Source organism: Chryseobacterium sp. Leaf180 (assembly GCF_001424585.1).
GTDB lineage: Bacteria > Bacteroidota > Bacteroidia > Flavobacteriales > Weeksellaceae > Chryseobacterium.
The window spans coordinates 859,933-879,297 of record NZ_LMPJ01000001.1 but is presented as its reverse complement, the minus strand read 5'-3'; the positions used below and the strand labels follow the sequence as shown (position 1 = coordinate 879,297).

General features: G+C 39.6%; 17 protein-coding genes and 1 riboswitch. Of the genes, 10 read left to right on the top strand and 7 right to left on the bottom strand.

Annotation, left to right across the window (positions count from 1 at the left end; genetic code table 11):
• Window positions 1-147 precede the first annotated feature (147 nt).
• Entirely contained in the window at window positions 148-1,530 is a 1,383-nt protein-coding gene (locus ASG01_RS04035) for a mercuric reductase (protein ID WP_055860223.1), read from the top strand.
• A gap of 389 nt (window positions 1,531-1,919) precedes the next feature.
• Here the strand turns inward: ASG01_RS04035 and ASG01_RS04030 are convergent, their stop codons facing one another.
• A complete protein-coding gene (locus tag ASG01_RS04030; protein ID WP_055860214.1) occupies window positions 1,920-4,187 on the bottom strand; it encodes an aconitate hydratase in 2,268 nt (755 codons plus the stop codon).
• Between the two features lie 141 nt (window positions 4,188-4,328).
• Between ASG01_RS04030 and ASG01_RS04025 the strand changes: the two genes are divergently transcribed.
• The 5 genes from ASG01_RS04025 (at window position 4,329) to ASG01_RS04005 (ending at window position 9,857) form a co-directional block, all read left to right on the top strand.
• Window positions 4,329-5,069: a WG repeat-containing protein gene (locus ASG01_RS04025; protein WP_055860211.1), complete on the top strand. Its 741-nt coding sequence runs from the start codon at window positions 4,329-4,331 to the stop codon at window positions 5,067-5,069.
• 67 nt (window positions 5,070-5,136) lie between these two features.
• A riboswitch (TPP riboswitch) is annotated at window positions 5,137-5,229 on the top strand.
• An 84-nt stretch (window positions 5,230-5,313) separates the two neighbouring features.
• Window positions 5,314-7,419 carry a TonB-dependent receptor gene (locus tag ASG01_RS04020; RefSeq protein WP_055860208.1) on the top strand — a complete coding sequence of 702 codons (2,106 nt, stop codon included), beginning with the start codon at window positions 5,314-5,316 and terminating at the stop codon, window positions 7,417-7,419.
• A gap of 134 nt (window positions 7,420-7,553) precedes the next feature.
• Window positions 7,554-8,309, top strand: a complete 756-nt coding sequence (locus ASG01_RS04015) for a hypothetical protein (protein WP_055860205.1) — start codon at window positions 7,554-7,556, stop codon at window positions 8,307-8,309.
• On the top strand, window positions 8,297-8,827 hold the full coding sequence (locus ASG01_RS04010; RefSeq protein ID WP_055860201.1) for an acyl-CoA thioesterase: 531 nt from the start codon (window positions 8,297-8,299) through the stop codon (window positions 8,825-8,827). Before ASG01_RS04015 ends, ASG01_RS04010 begins: the two co-directional genes overlap by 13 nt.
• Before the next feature lie 88 nt (window positions 8,828-8,915).
• Complete coding sequence (locus ASG01_RS04005; RefSeq protein ID WP_055860200.1) at window positions 8,916-9,857, top strand: 2-hydroxyacid dehydrogenase; 942 nt, start codon at window positions 8,916-8,918, stop codon at window positions 9,855-9,857.
• On the opposite strand, the gene ASG01_RS04000 is transcribed toward ASG01_RS04005, so the two are convergent.
• Entirely contained in the window at window positions 9,852-10,334 is a 483-nt protein-coding gene (locus ASG01_RS04000; protein WP_055860198.1) for a hypothetical protein, read from the bottom strand. The two genes, ASG01_RS04005 and ASG01_RS04000, sit on opposite strands and share 6 nt — an antisense overlap.
• Window positions 10,335-10,513: 179 nt before the next feature.
• On the opposite strand from ASG01_RS04000, the gene ASG01_RS03995 reads away from it, so the two are divergent.
• The 3 genes from ASG01_RS03995 to ASG01_RS03985 are packed head-to-tail and all read left to right on the top strand — an operon-like array spanning window position 10,514 to window position 14,028.
• Entirely contained in the window at window positions 10,514-11,773 is a 1,260-nt protein-coding gene (locus tag ASG01_RS03995) for a serine hydrolase domain-containing protein (RefSeq protein ID WP_082498283.1), read from the top strand.
• Between the two features lie 25 nt (window positions 11,774-11,798).
• Window positions 11,799-13,571: an Ig-like domain-containing protein gene (locus ASG01_RS03990; protein ID WP_082498282.1), complete on the top strand. Its 1,773-nt coding sequence runs from the start codon at window positions 11,799-11,801 to the stop codon at window positions 13,569-13,571.
• Between the two features lie 22 nt (window positions 13,572-13,593).
• Window positions 13,594-14,028, top strand: coding sequence for a heme-binding domain-containing protein (locus ASG01_RS03985; protein ID WP_317038767.1), 435 nt, complete (start codon window positions 13,594-13,596; stop codon window positions 14,026-14,028).
• 8 nt (window positions 14,029-14,036) lie between these two features.
• Here ASG01_RS03985 and ASG01_RS03980 read toward each other — a convergent pair whose 3' ends face one another.
• The 5 genes from ASG01_RS03980 to ASG01_RS03960 form a co-directional block, all read right to left on the bottom strand.
• The gene (locus ASG01_RS03980; protein ID WP_055860192.1) at window positions 14,037-14,555 is read right to left on the bottom strand and encodes an NUDIX domain-containing protein; all 519 of its coding nucleotides are present in this window, start codon (window positions 14,553-14,555) and stop codon (window positions 14,037-14,039) included.
• Window positions 14,552-15,466 (bottom strand): site-specific tyrosine recombinase XerD, encoded by a 915-nt coding sequence (gene xerD / locus ASG01_RS03975; RefSeq protein WP_055860189.1) that lies wholly within the window; start codon window positions 15,464-15,466, stop codon window positions 14,552-14,554. The genes ASG01_RS03980 and xerD overlap by 4 nt, the downstream gene beginning before the upstream one ends.
• 11 nt (window positions 15,467-15,477) lie before the next feature.
• Entirely contained in the window at window positions 15,478-15,909 is a 432-nt protein-coding gene (locus tag ASG01_RS03970; RefSeq protein WP_055860185.1) for a deoxycytidylate deaminase, read from the bottom strand.
• 23 nt (window positions 15,910-15,932) lie between these two features.
• Window positions 15,933-16,700, bottom strand: coding sequence for an enoyl-CoA hydratase-related protein (locus tag ASG01_RS03965; protein WP_055860182.1), 768 nt, complete (start codon window positions 16,698-16,700; stop codon window positions 15,933-15,935).
• Between the two features lie 102 nt (window positions 16,701-16,802).
• Complete coding sequence (locus ASG01_RS03960) at window positions 16,803-18,290, bottom strand: catalase (RefSeq protein ID WP_055860179.1); 1,488 nt, start codon at window positions 18,288-18,290, stop codon at window positions 16,803-16,805.
• Between the two features lie 122 nt (window positions 18,291-18,412).
• Between ASG01_RS03960 and ASG01_RS03955 the strand changes: the two genes are divergently transcribed.
• Complete coding sequence (locus ASG01_RS03955) at window positions 18,413-19,363, top strand: hydrogen peroxide-inducible genes activator (protein ID WP_055860176.1); 951 nt, start codon at window positions 18,413-18,415, stop codon at window positions 19,361-19,363.
• The last annotated feature ends 2 nt before the right edge of the window (window positions 19,364-19,365 follow it).

Below are 19,365 nucleotides of genomic sequence, written 5' to 3'. Positions count from 1 at the left end.
CACAGTTAGACGAAGAAACTCGCTTTTTGTTACAGTTTCTATTGATTTCTACATAAAAATCTCAGAATATAAAGGTTTTACTTTCTTAAAGATTTAATTAAAAGGAATGATAGTTGTGCTGTTTCTGTGGTAAATAATAAAAACACAATGATAAAAAAAGATGCCATCATCATCGGTTCCGGACAGGCCGGAAATCCACTCGCAGTAAAGCTTGCAGAGTCTGGCTGGAAAACCGTTCTCATCGAAAAATCTGAAGCAATGCTTGGCGGCGTCTGCGTAAATGTAGGCTGTACGCCAAGTAAAACATTAATTGCTTCGGCCAAAGTAATGCACGAAATAAATACAGCCAAACAGCACGGAATTTCTGTAGAAAACATGAAGATTAATTTTTCTGAAACGCAGAAAAGGAAAGATAAGATTGTAAAAAATTCTCATGAAGGCGTAAAAAAGAATTTACAAGAAACCAAAAATTTAGAACTGATCATCGGAACGGCTTCCTTCAGCGGAAAAAAAAAGGTTACTGTAACCCAGGAAAATGGCGAAATCTTGGAATTTACTGCACCGAAAATCTTTATTAATGCCGGTTGCCGGCCGGCAGTCCCGAAAATTGAAGGTTTGGATAAGGTGAAATGGTTCGATTCGACGGGGATTTTAGCACTAAAAGAAATTCCGGAAAAACTGATTATTATCGGCAGCGGTTATATCGGACTGGAGATGGGACAGATGTACAGCCGTTTTGGCAGCAACGTAGAAATTATTGATCAGTCTGCGCAGATTTTAGATAAAGAAGACCGCGATATCGCCGAAAATATGCAGGAAATTCTCGAAGAAGAAGGCATCAGTTTTTATTTGGATGCTGAAATTAAAAAGATAGAATCTTACAAAAAAGGAATCCGCGTTTCGGTTTCTCAAAAAGGGAAAACCCGGCAGATTACCGGTTCGCATCTTTTGGTTGTCACCGGAAGAAAATCCAACGCAGACAGTCTCGCTCTGGAAAAAGCAGGCATTAAAACCGATGAGAAGAATTTTATTAAAGTCAGTCCGAAACTTGAAACCAATGTAAAAGGCATTTATGCACTTGGCGACATCAAAGGCGGAGCGCAGTTTACACATGTTGCCTACAATGATTACGTGATCGTTTCGGATAATATTTTGGGCGAAAATAAGGCGGACATTTCCAACCGCGTTATTCCGTACACCGTTTTTACCGATCCGCAGCTCGGAAGGGCAGGACTTTCTGAAAAGGAAGCGAGAAAGAAAAAACTGAATTACACCGTCGTGAAGATTGCCGGGAAGAGAATCACGCGTGGGAAAGAATCTGCACAGACACAGGGTTTGTGGAAAGCGGTTGTCGATAAAGATTCGGGCAGAATTTTAGGTGCAGCAGTTATCGGTACAGAAGGCGGTGAGATCGCTTCGGTCATTCAGATGGCGATGAAGGGAAAGATACTGGCGAAAGATCTCAAAGATTTTATGTTCTCACATCCAACGTATTCCGAATCTCTGAACACGCTTTTTTCTGAGCTTTAAAATCTGATTTAAATTTATAAAAAGTAAAAGTCATTCGGCTGTCGATTGGGCTTTTTTAAAGTAGTTTAAGCAATTCGACCGCCGATTTGCTCTATCCTAAATTGGTTAGAGCTTTCCGACCGCCGATTTGCTTTATCTTAAACATGGTGAAGCCGATCGACTGCCGATTTGCTCTATCCAGAGCTGGTTTAAGCAATTCGACCGCCGAATTGCTTAAACCTAATATAGATGAAGCCGTCCGTCCGCCGATTTTTTATTTCTGATTTTTGAAAATAGAATTATTTTAAACACTTTTTAAAGATGCATTCTTTACATTCAGTTTAAAGCAAAAAAATTCCACCCGAAAAAAAATTCGGATGGAACTCTACAATATAATCTTTTTAAAGATCCTAGTTTTCCTGCTGCGCGATCAGGTTCAGTGCAGATCCTGCTACAAACCAGCCGATCTGCTGTGCATTGTACGTATGATTTGCCATGATCATATCTTTGCTGCCGTCTGCGTGTACAAACTCCAGTGTCAGCTGTCTGCCCGGTGCAAACTGATCAAGATCAAGGAAGTTTACGGTGTCATCTTCAAGGATTTTATCGTAGTCTGCTTCATTCGCAAACGTTAATCCCAGCATTCCCTGCTTTTTCAGATTCGTTTCATGAATTCTCGCGAAAGATTTCACCAAAACCGCTTTCACACCAAGATGCCTCGGCTCCATTGCAGCGTGCTCTCTTGAAGAACCTTCGCCATAATTCTGATCTCCGACCACGATAGAAGGAACTCCTGCCGCTTTGTACGCTCTTGCCACTGCCGGAACTGCATCGTGCTCACCATTTAATTGGTTTTTCACAGAATTGGTTTCCATATTATAGGCGTTTACGGCACCTATCAGCATGTTGTTTGAGATATTATCCAAGTGGCCTCTGTATTTCAACCAAGGTCCTGCCATAGAAATATGGTCTGTTGTACATTTTCCGAAAGCTTTGATTAAAACTTTTGCTCCGGTAATGTTTTGTCCGTCCCAAGCTTCGAAAGGCTCCAATAACTGAAGTCTGTCAGAAGTAGGACTCACCTTCACCTGTACTCCAGAACCGTCTTCTGATGGCGCCTGGTAGCCATTGTCTTCTACTGCAAAACCTCTTGCAGGAAGCTCAGCACCTTTTGGTTCGCTCAGTTTTACCTGCTCGCCGTTTTCTGCTGTTAATGTATCTGTGATTGGGTTAAAATCAAGTCTACCTGAAATTGCCACTGCAGCCACCATTTCCGGTGAAGCTACGAAAGCGTGCGTATTCGGGTTTCCGTCAGCTCTTTTTGCAAAGTTTCTGTTGAAAGAGTGGATGATTGAGTTTTTCTCACCTTTTTCAGAACCTTCTCTGTCCCACTGTCCGATACACGGTCCGCAGGCGTTGGTAAAGATTCTTGCGTTTTCAAATTTCCTGAAAGAATCGATAAAACCATCTCTTTCTGCGGTAAATTTTACCTGCTCAGAACCGGGATTAATTCCTAAAATTGCTTTCGGTTTTACTCCTTTCGCAACAGCATCTTCTACAATAGAAGCGGCTCTTGAAAGATCTTCATATGAAGAGTTGGTACAAGATCCGATCAATGCCCATTCTACTTCAAGCGGCCAGTCGTTAGCTTCAGCTTTCGCTCTGAATTCTGCAACAGGCGTCGCTAAATCTGGCGTAAAAGGTCCGTTCAAATGTGGGGTAAGCTCAGAAAGGTTGATTTCGATTAACTGATCAAAATACTGCTCTGGGTTTGCATATACTTCAGCATCACCTGTCAGATGTTCTGCAATTTTATCAGCTGCATCCACAACATCCTGTCTGCCTGTCGCAGCAAGATATCTTCTCATAGAATCATCATACCCGAAAGTAGACGTTGTAGCACCAATCTCTGCACCCATATTACAGATTGTTCCTTTTCCGGTAGCAGAAAGAGATTCTGCACCTTCACCGAAATATTCTACGATGCAGCCAGTTCCGCCTTTTACGGTAAGAATGCCTGCTACTTTTAGAATAACATCTTTTGCAGATGTCCAGCCGTTCATCTTACCGGTCAATTTAATACCGATTAATTTTGGCATTTTAAGTTCCCAGGCCATTCCTGCCATTACGTCTACCGCATCTGCACCACCAACTCCGATGGCAACCATACCAAGACCTCCGGCGTTTACCGTATGAGAATCGGTCCCGATCATCATACCTCCAGGGAATGCGTAATTTTCTAGCACAACCTGGTGAATGATTCCTGCGCCTGGTTTCCAGAAACCGATGCCGTATTTCTCACAGACCGAACTTAAAAAGTTGAAAACTTCTGAGTTTTTATTGATACCGTCCTGCAAATCTGCCTCTGCGCCTACTCTCGCCTGAATAAGGTGATCGGCGTGTGCGGTAGACGGTACGGCAACTTTCGCTTTTCCGGCCTGCATAAACTGCAAAAGCGCCATCTGCGCTGTTGCATCCTGCATCGCCACTCTGTCTGGTGCGAAATCTACATACGAGTTACCTCTTTCATATTCCTGCGTCGCGCTGCCTTCCCAAAGGTGAGTATAAAGGATTTTTTCTGAAAGCGTAAGCGCCTTTCCCGTGATTTTTCTTGCCGCAGCAATTCTTTCCGGATAACGCTCGTACACTTTTTTGATCATATCGATATCAAATGTCATATCTCAAAAATGTTTTAAAATTATCAAACAATTAAAAATGTTTTCAAAATTACGAATTATAAATTTTTCTGCCTTGCAATTTATTTAGATTCTTTATAAATATCTTCTATATATTTTATACTTTTGCACCAAACATAAACCATGATGAAATTATTGAAAATCAGCACTATTATTGTGCTGCTCCTGCCGTTTTTCTGCCTTTCCCAAAGCAAAAAAGCTCCTGCGAAATCAAAATCAGGCAAAAAAACATCTTCTGCCGTCTTCAGGCAGAAAGATAATGTTCCGGCACTCATTCCACACAAAAAAGGAAATAAATTGGGCTACGTAAATCAGCAGAAAAAATATGTTGTGCAGCCAATATACGACATTGCGATGTTTTTTTCTGAAGACTGTAATTTGCTTAATTCCAAAAATGAAGCAGCAAGAAAATATGGTACGGCAAACTTTGCGACGGTAGAGCAGAATAAGATTGTTTACAGAATCAACGCAGCTGGAAAAAGAGTGTACACGTACCGAAGCGAAGATCTTGGCCTCTGTCGCGAGCCGTACAAACCTCAGAAATACAATGCGTACATTCTCGACGGTAAATACGGAATTATAGACCGCGAAAAATTTAAAGATCCAAATGACAAATCACAATACACAGTTTATCCGCAGTATCAGTATCTATTCATTTTGGAAGGTAAAGATTACGAACATCCGATGATTATTGCGGCAGACAACGACCGGTTTGGCGTGATTGATATTAATAATAAAGTGATTGTTCCCCTGCAGTATCACGATATCAAAAGAAATTACAGCTGGAAGATTGCCGGACTTTTTGAAGTCACCAAAGACGACAAAACGTATTTCTACATCGATACCGACAACAAAGCGTATTAATTTTCAGTTTAAAATATAAATTTGTCTGCAATCATCTTTTGCAGGCATTTTTTTTGTACTTTCGCCGCTGAAATTAAAGGGGTGCTCTTCGGGGCTGAGATTATACCCAATGAACCTGGAACAGGTAATGCTGTTTAGGGAAATTAAAAATGAGCAGTAAGTGGTTCTCAAAAACCGCTTGTTATCACTCATTATTCATCATAATCGCCCCTTTTATTCCATTAAATTTTAAAAATTTATAAGAATGAAAGGATTATTTTTTTTAGGACTTACCGCCGGTTCGTTCGCATTTGCACAAACTACAGATTCTGTAAAAATCCGTGAGATAGAAGCTGTGAATTTTACGCGTAGACTTCCCGTAGCCAAAGAAATCATCAACGTACAGAAAGATCTAGACAGCCGGAATCTTGGGCAGGATCTTCCGATTCTGCTTAAAAACCAGACATCGGTTATTTCTACTTCTGATGCTGGAAACGGCGTTGGTTACACAGGTTTTAGAATTCGTGGCGTTGCAGGAAGAGGTATTAATGTGATGTTGAACGGGGTTCCGTTTAATGATTCAGAAAGTCAGGGAACATTTTTCGTCAACGTGCCCGATCTTACAAGTTCGGCATCACAAATCGTGATTCAGCGAGGTGTGGGAACTTCCAATAATGGTGTTTCTGCATTCGGAGCGAGTATTAATGTAATTTCCAAAGAGCCGGAAAATAAGTTTTACATTAAAACAGACGACAGCTACGGATCTTTTAACACCTATAAATATTCGGCAGAAGTAGGCAGCGGAAAATTCTGGAAAAACCGGCTTTCGGTGATGGGAAGATATTCCCATATTCATTCTGATGGATATATCGACCGTGCTTTCTCAGATCTGAATTCTTACAATTTCACTGCACTTTTTGAAGAAGGAAAAACAAAAATCCGTCTAATGGCTTTTGGTGGAAAAGAAAAAACCTATCAGGCCTGGAATGGGATCGACCGCGAGACCTGGGAAACCAATCCGAGATTCAACATATCGGGAGCGATCTATGATAATGCAGGAAATATTTCCGGTTTTTATGATAATGAAACCGATAATTACCGACAAAACCATTACCAGCTTCTTTGGGAGCAGGGTCTAAACGAGCACTGGAATCTGGAAACGACTTTTCATTATACCAAAGGAAAAGGTTATTACGAAAATTACCGGCAGGATAACCGACTTTCACGATATAATCTCGCATATATTCAGCAGGGATCGACGCTTATTCAGCGCTCAGATTTTATCAGGAAAAAATGGCTCGACAATGATTTTTACGGAATTGTTTCTACGCTTTATGGAAAGTATCAGAATGTAGATATTAATTTCGGAGCCGTTGCCAATCAGTATAAAGGCGATCATTTCGGAAATGTAACCGGTGTTTTTCTGCCGCAGATTGAGAGTTTTGAATATTACCGAAATCATTCGGTGAAGAATGAAGTGGCGGGTTTTGCTAAGGCTTTGATAAAAGTGAATGATTTTGAATTCTTCGGAGATCTTCAGCTTCGGAACATTGATTACAAAACGGAAATTCTTCAGGCTGGTGATGGTGAAGGAGCGAATTTAAGTAAAAGATGGCTGTTTTTTAATCCTAAAGCCGGTGTTAATTACCGACTTGGAAGCGGAAAAATTTTCCTTTCGTACGCTCATGCGCAGCGCGAACCAAACCGTGACGATCTTTTCGCCAACAATGATGTGAAAGCAGAAAAGCTGCATGATTTTGAAGCGGGAATTGAAAAGCAGTTTGGAAAAGTTGCTTTCACGGCAAACCTTTATTATATGTACTATATCAATCAGTTGGTGTTGAATGGGCAGATCAGTAATATCGGAGAATTTATCAGAACCAATTCCGGAAAAAGCTACCGTAGAGGAATCGAAATCGGTGCGCTTGCAAGACTTTCGCCGAAATGGGAGATCAACGGAAATGTTAGTTTAAGCCAGAACAAAAACCTAGATTTTGTTATTGAAAACGAAAACGGTACGGTCAATCTCGGCGATACCGAAATTTCTTTTTCACCCAATATTATTGCCAATCTCGGATTGAAATATATGCCGGCAAAAAACTTCCAGCTGAGTTTGCTCAATCAGTTTGTCGGAAAACAATATTTAGATAATACAGAAGCTCAGGATCTGCAGCTGAAAGATTATTTCCTTACAGATTTTAATGCACAGTATAATTTTAAAATCGCCCGTCAGGAAGTAGCCCTAAAGCTTTTGGTCAACAATATTTTTGATCAGAAATACGTAAACAACGGCTATGTATACGAAGGGCCGGTTTATTTTTCGCAGGCGGGCATCAATTTTATGTTCGGCATAAGCTGGAAAATTCAGTAAGACAAGACCAAATCTCACTTTATATATTTAATTTTAGTATTAATTTTTTACGCAAGGCTGTCTTCGGGGCAGTCTTTTTTGAATCCTGAAAAATGTCGGTAAAACTCGGCAAAAAGTTATAAATTTGCCGCTAAATGAATATCTCAGTTTATATTTTAGAATATCTGAAATCGCACGGCAGCGCCGTTGTGCCACAGTTCGGAACTTTTTCTCAGGAAAAGTCGAAGGCTGTCATCAATTCCGAAAATGGAAGCATTCTTCCGCCTGCCAGCCGGATTATTTTTACGGCAAATGATCAGGCCGAATCTGCCGAACTTGCAAAATTTTTAGCCGAAAAAAAATCAGTTTCAAAGGAAGCAGCGGAAAATGAAATTCTCGTACAGACCGATTTTTGGAAGAAAAAACTTCAGGCTGAAAAACAGCTGGAAATTCCCGAAATAGGGCGTTTTTATTTAGAAGCTAATGAAATCCGTTTTGAAGGGAAACGCTTGCCTTCGGATCATCCGGATTTTTATGGTTTAGAAGAAATCCGTTTCTCAGATATCAACCCGAAGGAAAAAAAAGAAACGCCGGTTGCTGAGCGCAGCGATTACCGTTTTAATAAATCAATTCTCTGGATTTTCCTGATCATTGTTCCGGTTTTGGCCATGCTGTATTTGGCGTACACGCAACAGGATTTGCTACTCGGAAAAAAATCGTTCGACAGCGTTTCGGTACAGACAAAAACGCGCCGTATAGAAAATAAAAAAACAGTGACAGTAGATTCTGCGGCGATCAAAAAGCAGGATTCTATTCTTAATTTCAAAAAAGATTCTCTTCGTAAAGATTCAGTAAAAAAAGCAAACCCGAAGAGCTTTAAAAAATCACAAAAAAGAAGATGGCGAAAGTAAAAAAAGCATCAGAATCACTCACGGTGATGACCAATATTGTGCTTCCCAATGATACCAACCAGCTGCGAAATTTATTCGGGGGCGAACTTTTGGCGAGAATGGACCGCTGCGCATCGATTTCTGCGACCAGACATTGCGAGAGACGAGTGGTAACGGCGTCTGTAAATCATGTATCGTTTGATCATCCTATTCCGGAAGGCGGAATTGTGGTGATGGAATCTAAAGTTTCGCGCGCATTTTCTACGTCGATGGAAATTTATGTAGATGTTTGGCTGGACGACCCGATTAATCATAAAAAAATACAGACCAACAAAGGGATTTACACTTTTGTGGCGGTAGATGAATTTAACCGGCCAATTCCGATTCCTGATATGGAACCGGAGACGGAAGAAGAAAAAGAGCGTCATGCGGCAGCACTTCGAAGAAAAGAATTGTCATTAATTCTTTCCGGAAGAATGAAGCCTTTGGATTCTGTAGAACTGAAAAAACTGTTTCAGGAACCGCAAAAGGCAGAATAATTTATTTTAACAAAAAATTTACAGATGCTTTCAGAATATTGCTTTAATAAAGTGCATTTCTGAAAGCATTTTTTAATGATCACAAGACATGAAAATCTTACTTTTAGATAAAAATCATCCGCTCATTACCGAGCAGCTTTTGGCTAAAAACTTTGTTCTTGAAGAAGATTTTACGTCTTCTTACGATGAGGTTTGCAGCAAAATTGAAAATTACGATGGCGTAATTATCCGCAGCAGAATTCCTCTGGACGAAAATTTTCTTCAGCGGGGAAAAAATCTGAAATTTATCGCGAGAGTAGGAGCTGGCATGGAAAATATTGATCTTGAAGCCGCCGCAAAACTCAATATAAAACTGATCAATTCGCCGGAGGGAAACCGCGATTCTGTTGCCGAGCATGTTGTAGGAATGCTTCTCGTAATTATGAACCGTTTATTTATTGCATCACAGGAAGTTAAGAATGGAATCTGGCTTCGCGAAGAAAACCGTGGCGACGAACTTTTGGGTAAAACGGTCGGGATAATAGGTTACGGAAATATGGGGAAAGCGACGGCAAAACGACTTTCCGGTTTTGGATGTCAGGTCATTTTCTATGATATTTTACCCGGAATTGAAGACGACTTTGCTAAACAGGTTTCGCTGGAAGAATTGAAAGAGCGCGCTGAAATTCTCAGTCTGCATATTCCGCTGACTGATGAAACGACCTACATAATCGACGGTCAATTTGTTGCGGAAATGAAGCATGACTTCTATCTCGTCAATACTGCGCGCGGAAAAAATGTAAAAACTTCAGCATTAATTGATGCTTTGAAATCCGGAAAAGTAAAGGGTGCCTGCCTTGATGTTCTGGAATATGAAAAGGCGTCATTCGAGAATTTAGACGACGGCTCTGAAAATAAAGATCTGAAGTATCTTTTAGATTCTGAAAAAGTGATTGTCACGCCGCATATTGCCGGCTGGACGCATCAAAGCAAAGAAAAACTGGCGCAGGTAATTGTTGATAAAATTATAAAAGAGTTTGTTAATCTATAATCCTATGATTTTGCCATCTCCATGCCAGTTTTTCTTAGTAGCATATATTATATCAAAATAATTATCATTTAATTGTCTGTTATTGTAGCCGGATAATATTTTTTGAATTTTTTCCAAGATTTTAATTCCATTCGTTTTATTGTAAAGACGTCTCTCCATTACATTATCCTTTTTAATTGTTACCATTACTAAAGGATGTGTGCCTTTTTCTACTATCTCCTCTGAATCACATATTTTCTCAATTTTTATCAAATCTTCTTCTTCGATTTGATAATTTGTTGTAGGGAAGATGTTATTTTCTGGTTTGCTTTTTGTGAGAACAATTCTATTGACAGGTGCGTTTTGTGGACCGATATATCTTATACTTATTTGATAGAATTTAAGATTTTTAATTTCTTTTTTTGAACAGCCTGATAATAGAAACAACGCAATAATTAAATATTTCATAGCAATAGTATTCGGTAATCGTTTTTTCATTTATAAAATTAATCCAAAATTTTAAGACTTAGACTTTTAATTTCACATCGATCTTTCGTGGTTAATTTTCGAAACGCGATTTTTTTGTTTAGAATATTTGTGTTAAAAAATTCTTAATCTCTTACCGCATCGATTAATCTAAAATAGGTTTCATTAAATTGCCAGCCATTTTCAAAATCATGATCAAACCGACTTTTGTTTTCGCTGTACTTCTTCTCTTTTTTTCGTCGTGTAAAAATAAAAATAACAAGGCAGAAACTGATGAACAGCCGACGACGCACCTTCCCAATTTCGGCAATGTAAAGCTTAATCATGTTTTTTCAGCAGCAGACAGGGGCGTGATAAACAAAAATTATCTCGTGCAGTACATTGCCAGATATTATGATAAAGTTTGGGAAAAAGGCGATCTCAGCGGCGGGATTTTGGTGGCAAAAGGCGATCAGATTTTATTTGAAAAGTACCGGGGTTTTGCGCGTGAAGGCGATCAGATGCCGATCAACCAAAATACACCGCTTCACGTAGCATCTGTTTCAAAAACGCTTACCGCGATGGCAACGATGAAACTTATTGAAGCCGGAAAAATTAAACTTGATGACCGTCTTACGCAGTTTTTCCCGGGATTTCCTTATCCTGAAGTGACGGTGAGATCTTTACTTTCTCAGCGCAGCGGTTTACCGAAATATGAATATTTCATTGATAAAATCAAACCTCAGCCGGAGGAACTTAAGAAGAATTTTCTGACCAACACGGATGTTTTAAATCTTTTAATCAAATACAAACCGGAACTTGCGCGTGATACCGAAACCGGTTTTATGTACTGCAATACCAATTTTGCGCTGCTCGCTTTGATCATCGAAAAAATCACAAAAATGCCTTTTCCACAGGCGATGAATGAGATGGTTTTTAAGCCCTTAAAGATGAAAAATACCTACATTTTTCAGGAAAAAGATATTCCGACCGCGGCGCAGTCATTTTATTTTGGCGGAAACAAACTGTATCCTTTAGATAGACTGGATCTGATCTATGGCGACAAAAATGTGTACACAACGCCGCGCGATCTGCTTAATTTCTCTGAAGCCATGTTTTCAAAAGATTTCCTGAAACCGGATTTAATGAAAATGGTTTTCGAGCCTTACAGCAATGAAAAAGCTGGGATGAACAATTATGGTTTCGGTTTCCGGATGAAAATTTATGACAACGGCGAAAAACTTACGTATCACAACGGCTGGTGGCACGGTACAAATTCGGTTTTTGCGCATCTGCTGAAATCTAAAGTGACGATCATTGCGATTGGCAACAAATATTCCGGGCGTGTATATTCTGCGCTGGCTCTTGCAGGGCTTTTCGAAGATTTCCCGCAGCAGAAGGAGAAGCTGCACAGCATCATGAAAGATGATGAAAATCAGCCGCAAACTGCCGTTGAGAGTATTGGCGAATAATGTTTATTTTTGCGTAAATTTCTTCATGAAAAATTTTTTTCTGTTTATCATCTTCGCTTTGCTGATACAGTCCTGTGCAAGAGTTGGCTCACCGATTGGCGGCGGGAAAGACACGATTGCTCCGAGAGTTACCGGTTTTAATATCGATACGTCACGAGTGAATGTGCCGCGCGACATCAAGCAGCTGCGCATCGATTTTGATGAATATATTACGCTGAAAGACATTAACAAAAACCTCAACGTTTCGCCACCGATTGAGAATGTGACGCGTATTTTACCTTCAAATATTGCCAATAAATATCTTCTCATTCAGTGGTCTGATACGCTTCAGGCAAATACTACATATAATTTTAATTTCGGAAACGCGATTCAGGATAACAACGAAAATAATCCGCTGCGATATTATAATTTTGCTTTTTCCACCGGTCCGAAACTCGATGATCTGTACATCAGCGGTGTTGTAACAGACGCTTTGCTCAGCAAAAAAGAATCGAGTGGTGAAAATAAAATGGTGGTGGGTCTTTATCAAATTAAAGATACGATGGATTACCGCAAAAAGCCGTACTACATCTCGAAAGTGGATGATGACGGTTATTACGAATTAAATTATCTCTCTCCGGGTTCCTATAAAATCCTCGCTTTTACTGATGAAAACGGCAACTCGGTCTTTGATCCGGGAAAGGAAAAAATTGCTTTTCAAAAAGATCCGTTGAATGTTGAAAAATCGGTTTCTGGTTTAAATTTAAGTTTATATCCTTCAAAAAAACCTTTTAAAAAGCCAGAACTGAAAGAAGTTCCGGGCGGTGTTTTGATGCTGTTTCAGGGAAATCCTGAAAAAGTGGAAGTGTTCTCGAAAAGTGAAAAACTGAAAGATTTTAAAGTGACGCATAATCCAAAATCGGACTCTGTGAGGATTTGGTTTGATGCCGTGAAAAGTGACATCGGCCAGAATTCAACAGAGAATTTGAAATTCGGTTATCAGGCAGACGCCAAAAAAGATTCTGCATCGCTGTTTTACAAATACAATACGAAAAACAGAATGACACTTGACAATGCCGGATCGAATCTTCTTCCGCCAAAAACGGCGTTTAAATTAACTTCAAATTATTACGTCGATAAAATCAACACACAGGATTGGATTTTGAAAATTGACAGCACAACCAGACAGGATTTTACGGCTGCGATTTCTGAAACAAATCCGTATCAGGTTATTATTAAATCAGATTTTATCTCCGGTAAAAAGTATCAGCTGACAGTTCCGAAAACGACAGTTTCTTCATTTTATGAGCGAAATGCTGATTCAAAAAGATTTGATTTTGAAATAGATAAAATCGAGAATTACGGAAATCTTACTTTAAATCTGACCAATGCGCCGACGGCAAAATATTGGGTTCAGCTGCTTGATAATTCAGACAGAGTGGTTTACCAGCAGTACACTTCCGGGAATGCTGTAAAATTTGATCTGCTGAAACCAGGAGAGTATATTGTGAGAATTTTGGTTGATAATAACGGTAATAAATACTGGGACGAAGCCGATTTTGTGAACAATATTTTTGCGGAAGATTCGTATACTTTTTATAAAATTGCCGTCATCAGACCGCTTTGGGAAGCCAAAGAAGACTGGGATCTGAAAGATACGCGCGTTCTGGATTTAAGTAAAATGACCGCACCGAAAGCTCCTCCTGCGAAAAAAACCGAAGATGAACTTTCGCCGGTGAATAACAACCGCCTGAATAATAATAACGGGTTCAATAACAATAACGGATTAAATAACAACGGTCAAAATCTCCAGCGATAGTTTGAAAACTTTTAAGAAAATAGTGTTTTACACACTGCTCGCCTTCGTGCTGATCCAGTTTATTCCGGTGGACAAAACCAATCTTCCGGTGGATGAAAAGGTGAATTTTGTTATGGTTGAGAAAACACCTTCAAAGATTGTCTCAATGCTTAAAAGCAGCTGCTACGACTGTCATTCAAACGAAACGAGATATCCAAAATACGCTTCTGTGGCGCCGGTTTCGTGGTCCATAAAAAGTCATGTGGAAGAGGGAAGAGATCATATGAATTTTTCGGTCTGGAAAAATTATAACAATGATCTGAAGAAAAGTATGCTTGAAAAAAGTATTCAGACTATCGAAAACCGTTCGATGCCGTTGCCTGGATATATTGTATATCATAATGAAGCCAATCTTTCAACAGCAGAGCGCAAAGTGCTTTCCAAATATTTCGGAGAAGTACTCAAAACGCTGAAATAACTTTTGAATTAACTTAAATTCTGCTGATATTCTCTGAGGAATTTCTTCTGAGAATCAAAAGCAATGTCTTCAGATTTCAAGTCATCAACCATAATCCAAACGGCTTCTGAGATTTCCGCGATTTCGAGATTAACCTCAAATTTTTCTTCAATTTTATATTCGTAAAAAAGATCAAGCGTATTGTAATCGATGCCTTTGTAATGATAAATATTCGGCAGACTTGCGCAGTATTTTAGTTTTGAATGATCAACTTCCACAGCCAATTCTTCACGTAATTCTCTTACACAGGTTTCTTCTGCAGATTCTTTTGGGTCTACAAATCCGCCGGCGAGATCAAGCTTGCCTTTTTGCGGATCCTGGTTTCTGCGCGTCAGAAGAATTTCGTTATCGCAGCGTATGATAACAGCAACGGCACCTGCGACATTATTGTACAGATTAAAACCGCAGCTTGGGCAGCTCCATTGTTTCTCTCCGTCCCACTTTAAAGTTTCCCTTCCACATTCCGGACAGAATTTTAATGTTTTCATTTAATCAATTTGGCATTTCGGGGATGATAATTAAGAATGACATCGCGCAGCTCATCAGTTTTCAAATGTGTGTAAACTTCAGTTGTCGTGATGCTCGAATGGCCCAACATTTCCTGGATGAAACGAAGGTCAGCACCATTTTGAAGCAAATGTGTCGCAAAAGAATGTCTGAAAGTATGCGGAGAAATCTTTTTATTGATGCCCGCTTTATCAGTCAGTTCTTTAATAATTAAAAATACAATCACACGGGACATGCTCGTTCCGCGGCTGTTTAAAAATAAAAAATCTTCAAATTTTTTGTTGCATTTATTTTTTGCACGCGTTTCTTTCATGTAGCATTGAAGAAGATCTGCGGTAAAATTTGCAAGCGGCACAAATCGCGTTTTATCACCTTTACCATGAATGGCAATGAAGTTTTCTTTAAAATTGATATTCGAAATTTTTATATCGATCAGCTCCGAAACACGAAGACCGCAACCATAAAGGACTTCTATAATACAGTGATTTCTTTTGCCGAGATCAGAATGCATATCAATCGCATCAATCATTCTGTTGATATCGCTGAGACTTAACGTATCTGGAAGATAAAGACCAAGTTTCGGACCTTCCAGAAGACTTGAAGGATTGTCTTCGCGCACTTCGTCTTCCACAAGATATTTGAAAAAAGCTTTAATGGAAGAAATCCATCTCGCCTGCGAGCGCTCGCTGAATTTCTGCTTAGAAAGATTGAAAATATATTCCTGTAAATGATCGTAAGAGATTGTATCTGGGCCTACGCCTTCCAAACATTCGGTTGCGTATTCTCTCAGTTTTTTGATGTCGCGGATGTAGGCATCCAACGTATTTTCCGAAAAATTTCTTTCAAAGCGAAGAAATTTTTCGAAGTCTTTTATTTTTTCATCCCAGGTCATTTGTGTTTTTTTTATGTATTAAGTTCGTTTTCTGCTACCTGTATAATCTCGATTTTATGGTTAGTAAGAAATGAAATACCTTCTTCGTCAGAATATCTGTTGATGTACACCAAGCGAGAAATTCCCGACTGCAGAATCAGCTTGCTGCATTCGCGGCAAGGCGATAAAGTAAGGTAAAGCGTTGCGCCACGTGCCGACTGTGTAGAGCTTGCGAGTTTTAAAATGGCGTTGGCCTCAGCATGCAAAACATACCAGTGCGTTCTTCCATCGGCATCTTCGCAGCAGTTTTCAAAGCCTGAGGGCGTTCCGTTGTAACCGTCTGAGATTATCGTTCTGTCTTTTACAATAAGCGCACCTACCTGCTTTCTTTCGCAATAAGACAGTTTTGCCCATTCAAGAGCCATTTTCAGATAAGCTTTATCAAACTTATTTGCCACCTGCATTTTTATAGTTTATTAGATTTATTTTAAAATTTAGGTTTGCGTTTTTCCAAGAAAGCAGAAACACCTTCTTTTTTATCTTCCAGCTCAAAAAGTTCACCGAAAGATTTAATTTCAGCTTCAAAACCTTCGGTGGTATCAGAAAGGTTGGTCGCTGCAATGGCTTTGCTGATCGCTAAAGGCGAGTTGTTTGAAATTGTTTTTGCCAGTTCCAGAGCTTTTACCATAAGATCTTCAGATGAGAAAACTTCATTTACCAGCCCGATTTCTTTTGCTCTTGCTGCGACAATCATTTTAGCTGAAAAAATCATTTCGTTGGCAAATCCTTTCCCTACAAGCTTCGGTAAACGCTGCGTACCTCCATAACCCGGAATTAATCCTAGAGTAACTTCCGGAAGACCGAGTTTTGCGTTTTCTGAAGCGTATCTGATGTGACACGACATCGCCAGTTCCAGTCCGCCTCCGAGTGCGAAACCGTTGACGGCTGCAATCACAGGTTTTTTTAAATTTTCAACTTTGTCAAACAGAGTATTCTGACCGTTACGCGCAAGGTTTTCTGCCTCCGACTGATTAAAATCGCTGAATTCTTTAATATCTGCTCCCGCAACGAAAGATTTTTCTCCGCTTCCGGTGAGAATAATAACGCGAATGTTTTGATCAGCCTCAAGCGTTTCAAAGGCTTCGCTGAGTTCTTTAATCGTCTTAGAATTGAGTGCATTCAGGCTTTCCGGGCGGTTTATCGTGACAGTCGCGACGTGCTCCTGAACGTCAGTCAGTAAATTTTCAAACTTCATAATTCAATTTTCTCAGATTTATTATGCAAAGTAATTAAATTTAAAACAGAAAAAGGGAAAAAAATTTTTCTTTTTTCCCTTCTATATGCCTGTTTTTTTATCTTATTTGGAATGATTCATCATATTTGCGTCAAGATTTACATTTAAACCTGAAGCAACTTTCATCCCCAATTCTATATTCGCCCTGAAGAAATAGCAGAGCTGACGGTTGATGATCTCATCTTTTTTTGGTCCGTCGATGCCACTCATGCTGTCGATAATATTTTTCACTAAATTATCGCGGTCCTGCTGATTCATTGCTTTTGTGTACAGCAAACCTGGCTGGGTGTAATGATCATCATCGTTTTCGTTTCGGTTGAAGTTGGCAACATGCGTGCTGTCAAGTTCATATTCAAAATTTTTGTAAGCCGCATCAGGCTGAATATTATCAAAACTGTTAGGGAAATAATTCGGCTTATCCTGATAAATGCTGGAATCTGCCATTGCTCCGTCGCGCTGATAATTGTTTACCGCAAATGGGCAGCGGTTTACCTCAAGATGATGCGCATTTACACCGACACGATATCTGTGCGCATCCGGATAAGAAAACAATCTTCCCTGAAGCATTTTGTCTGGCGAAAAGCTGATGCCGTTTACTAGATTGCTCGGTGAGAAAATCGACTGCTCTACGTGCGCAAAATAATTTACCGGAATTTCATTCAATTCCATTTCGCCCACTTCCATCATCGGAAAATCGTCGTGCGACCAAACTTTTGTAATGTCGAAAGGATTCCATCTGAATTCATTTGCCTGTTCCTCAGTCATTGTCTGAATATACATTGTCCATTTCGGGAAATCGCCGTTTTCAATGGCTTTACACATATCTTCCTGCGCAAAATCCGGGTTTTCGCCGGCCATTTTCATGGCTTCTTCGTTTGTGAAATTTTTGATTCCCTGTTTCGTAAGGAAATGAAACTTCACCCACGTTCTTTGGTTTTGCTCATTAATTAATGAAAACGTGTGTGACCCAAAACCATGCATGTGACGGTAGCCATAAGGCGTTCCGCGGTCTGACATCAAGATTAGAACCTGATGAAGAGATTCAGGATTTAAACTCCAAAAATCCCACATCATCGTGGCGCTTTTAAGATTCGTTTTCGGAACTCTTTTTTGGGTATGAATAAAATCCGGAAATTTTTTAGCATCTTTTATAAAGAAAACAGGCGTGTTGTTTCCTACAAGATCCCAGTTTCCGTCTTCTGTATAAAATTTTAAAGCAAAACCACGCGGATCTCTAGCTGTATCTGCACTTCCTTTTTCACCACCCACGGTAGAAAAACGCGCAAACATTTTGCATGAATTTCCGACTTGAGAGAAAAGTTTAGCCTTTGTATATTTCGAAATATCGTGTGTCACCGTGAATTTTCCGTAAGCACCAGTTCCTTTCGCGTGAACAATTCTCTCCGGAATACGCTCGCGAACGAAATGTGCCAAATTCTCCTGCAGTACAAAATCCTGCAGCAAAACCGGACCTCTTGCGCCCACCGTCTGCGAATCCTGATGCTCAAAATAAGGCGCGCCATTATTTGTCATTAATTTTTCTGAGTCCATAACCAAATGTTTTTTCGTGATTTTATGTTGTTGTAATCAAACTTTAAGGTATCAAATTTAGTTGAAAATATCATCTCTTGTAACAAAAACATCATATCTTTGTGATAGATAATATTAATTAAATGAACATTCAGCAGCTGGAATATCTTATCGCTGTCGATAAGTACAAACACTTCGGAAAGGCCGCCCAAGCCTGTTTTATTACCCAGCCAACGCTGAGTGCAATGATACAGAAATTTGAAGATGAGCTTGATGTAAAGGTTTTCGACCGTACTACGCATCCGATACGAACTACCGATGTCGGTCTCCAGATTATCGATCAGGCAAAGGTGATTATAAACGCTGTGAATGACCTGAAGAATAAAGCAAATCTGCTGAATAATATTCTTGGCGGAACGATCAATCTCGGAATAATTCCAACCGTTTCGTCGTTTTTACTTCCTTCGGAAATTTTTAAATTTTTGGAAAACAATCCGAAAATCACGATGAATGTAAAGGAAATGACCACCGAAAACATAATAAAAGCTTTAAAAAGCGGCGAGCTGGATGCAGGCATTATTTCTACACCTTACGATCACGCAAGCGAGTTTTATCAGGATTTCTTATTTAATGAAGAGCTGATGATTTACAGCTCGGATACGGATGTTGACACCAAAAATACTTTTATCGTTCCTGATGAATTAAATGTAGAAAAAGTTTGGTTGCTGGAGGAAGGAAACTGCCTGCGCAGTCAGTTTGAAAACATCTGTCATCTTAAAGAAAACCGTTTAAAGCCGAAGAATTTAGATTTCTTGGCGTCAAACATTCAGACGTTGATTTATATGGTCGACACAGTTGGAGGAATCAGTATCCTTCCGGAACTGGCGCTGAATCATCTTTCAGACAAGCAGAAAGAAAAAGTTTTCAGATTCAAAAAGCCTTTCCCATACCGCGAGGTGAGCATTATTTATTACAAACCGACTTTTAAGCAGAAAATAATTGATGAATTGGGTTCTTTCATCCAAAAATCGATGGAGGAGAAGCTTAATTACAATAAAAGTCCGAAAAATTTTGTGAGCATAAAACCTCAATAATT

Bases quoted from the DNA above. Each gene is read 5' to 3' on its own strand.
- ASG01_RS04015 (WP_055860205.1), top strand. From the start codon at position 7,554: ATGAATATCTCAGTTTATATTTTAGAATATCTGAAATCGCACGGCAGC.
- ASG01_RS04030 (WP_055860214.1), bottom strand. From the start codon at position 4,187: ATGACATTTGATATCGATATGATCAAAAAAGTGTACGAGCGTTATCCG.
- ASG01_RS04035 (WP_055860223.1), top strand. From the start codon at position 148: ATGATAAAAAAAGATGCCATCATCATCGGTTCCGGACAGGCCGGAAAT.
- ASG01_RS03965 (WP_055860182.1), bottom strand. From the start codon at position 16,700: ATGAAGTTTGAAAATTTACTGACTGACGTTCAGGAGCACGTCGCGACT.
- ASG01_RS03995 (WP_082498283.1), top strand. From the start codon at position 10,514: ATGATCAAACCGACTTTTGTTTTCGCTGTACTTCTTCTCTTTTTTTCG.
- ASG01_RS03960 (WP_055860179.1), bottom strand. From the start codon at position 18,290: ATGGACTCAGAAAAATTAATGACAAATAATGGCGCGCCTTATTTTGAG.
- ASG01_RS03970 (WP_055860185.1), bottom strand. From the start codon at position 15,909: ATGCAGGTGGCAAATAAGTTTGATAAAGCTTATCTGAAAATGGCTCTT.
- ASG01_RS04025 (WP_055860211.1), top strand. From the start codon at position 4,329: ATGATGAAATTATTGAAAATCAGCACTATTATTGTGCTGCTCCTGCCG.
- ASG01_RS04020 (WP_055860208.1), top strand. From the start codon at position 5,314: ATGAAAGGATTATTTTTTTTAGGACTTACCGCCGGTTCGTTCGCATTT.
- ASG01_RS04005 (WP_055860200.1), top strand. From the start codon at position 8,916: ATGAAAATCTTACTTTTAGATAAAAATCATCCGCTCATTACCGAGCAG.
- ASG01_RS03955 (WP_055860176.1), top strand. From the start codon at position 18,413: ATGAACATTCAGCAGCTGGAATATCTTATCGCTGTCGATAAGTACAAA.
- ASG01_RS03980 (WP_055860192.1), bottom strand. From the start codon at position 14,555: ATGAAAACATTAAAATTCTGTCCGGAATGTGGAAGGGAAACTTTAAAG.
- ASG01_RS04010 (WP_055860201.1), top strand. From the start codon at position 8,297: ATGGCGAAAGTAAAAAAAGCATCAGAATCACTCACGGTGATGACCAAT.
- xerD (WP_055860189.1), bottom strand. From the start codon at position 15,466: ATGACCTGGGATGAAAAAATAAAAGACTTCGAAAAATTTCTTCGCTTT.
- ASG01_RS03990 (WP_082498282.1), top strand. From the start codon at position 11,799: ATGAAAAATTTTTTTCTGTTTATCATCTTCGCTTTGCTGATACAGTCC.
- ASG01_RS04000 (WP_055860198.1), bottom strand. From the start codon at position 10,334: ATGAAAAAACGATTACCGAATACTATTGCTATGAAATATTTAATTATT.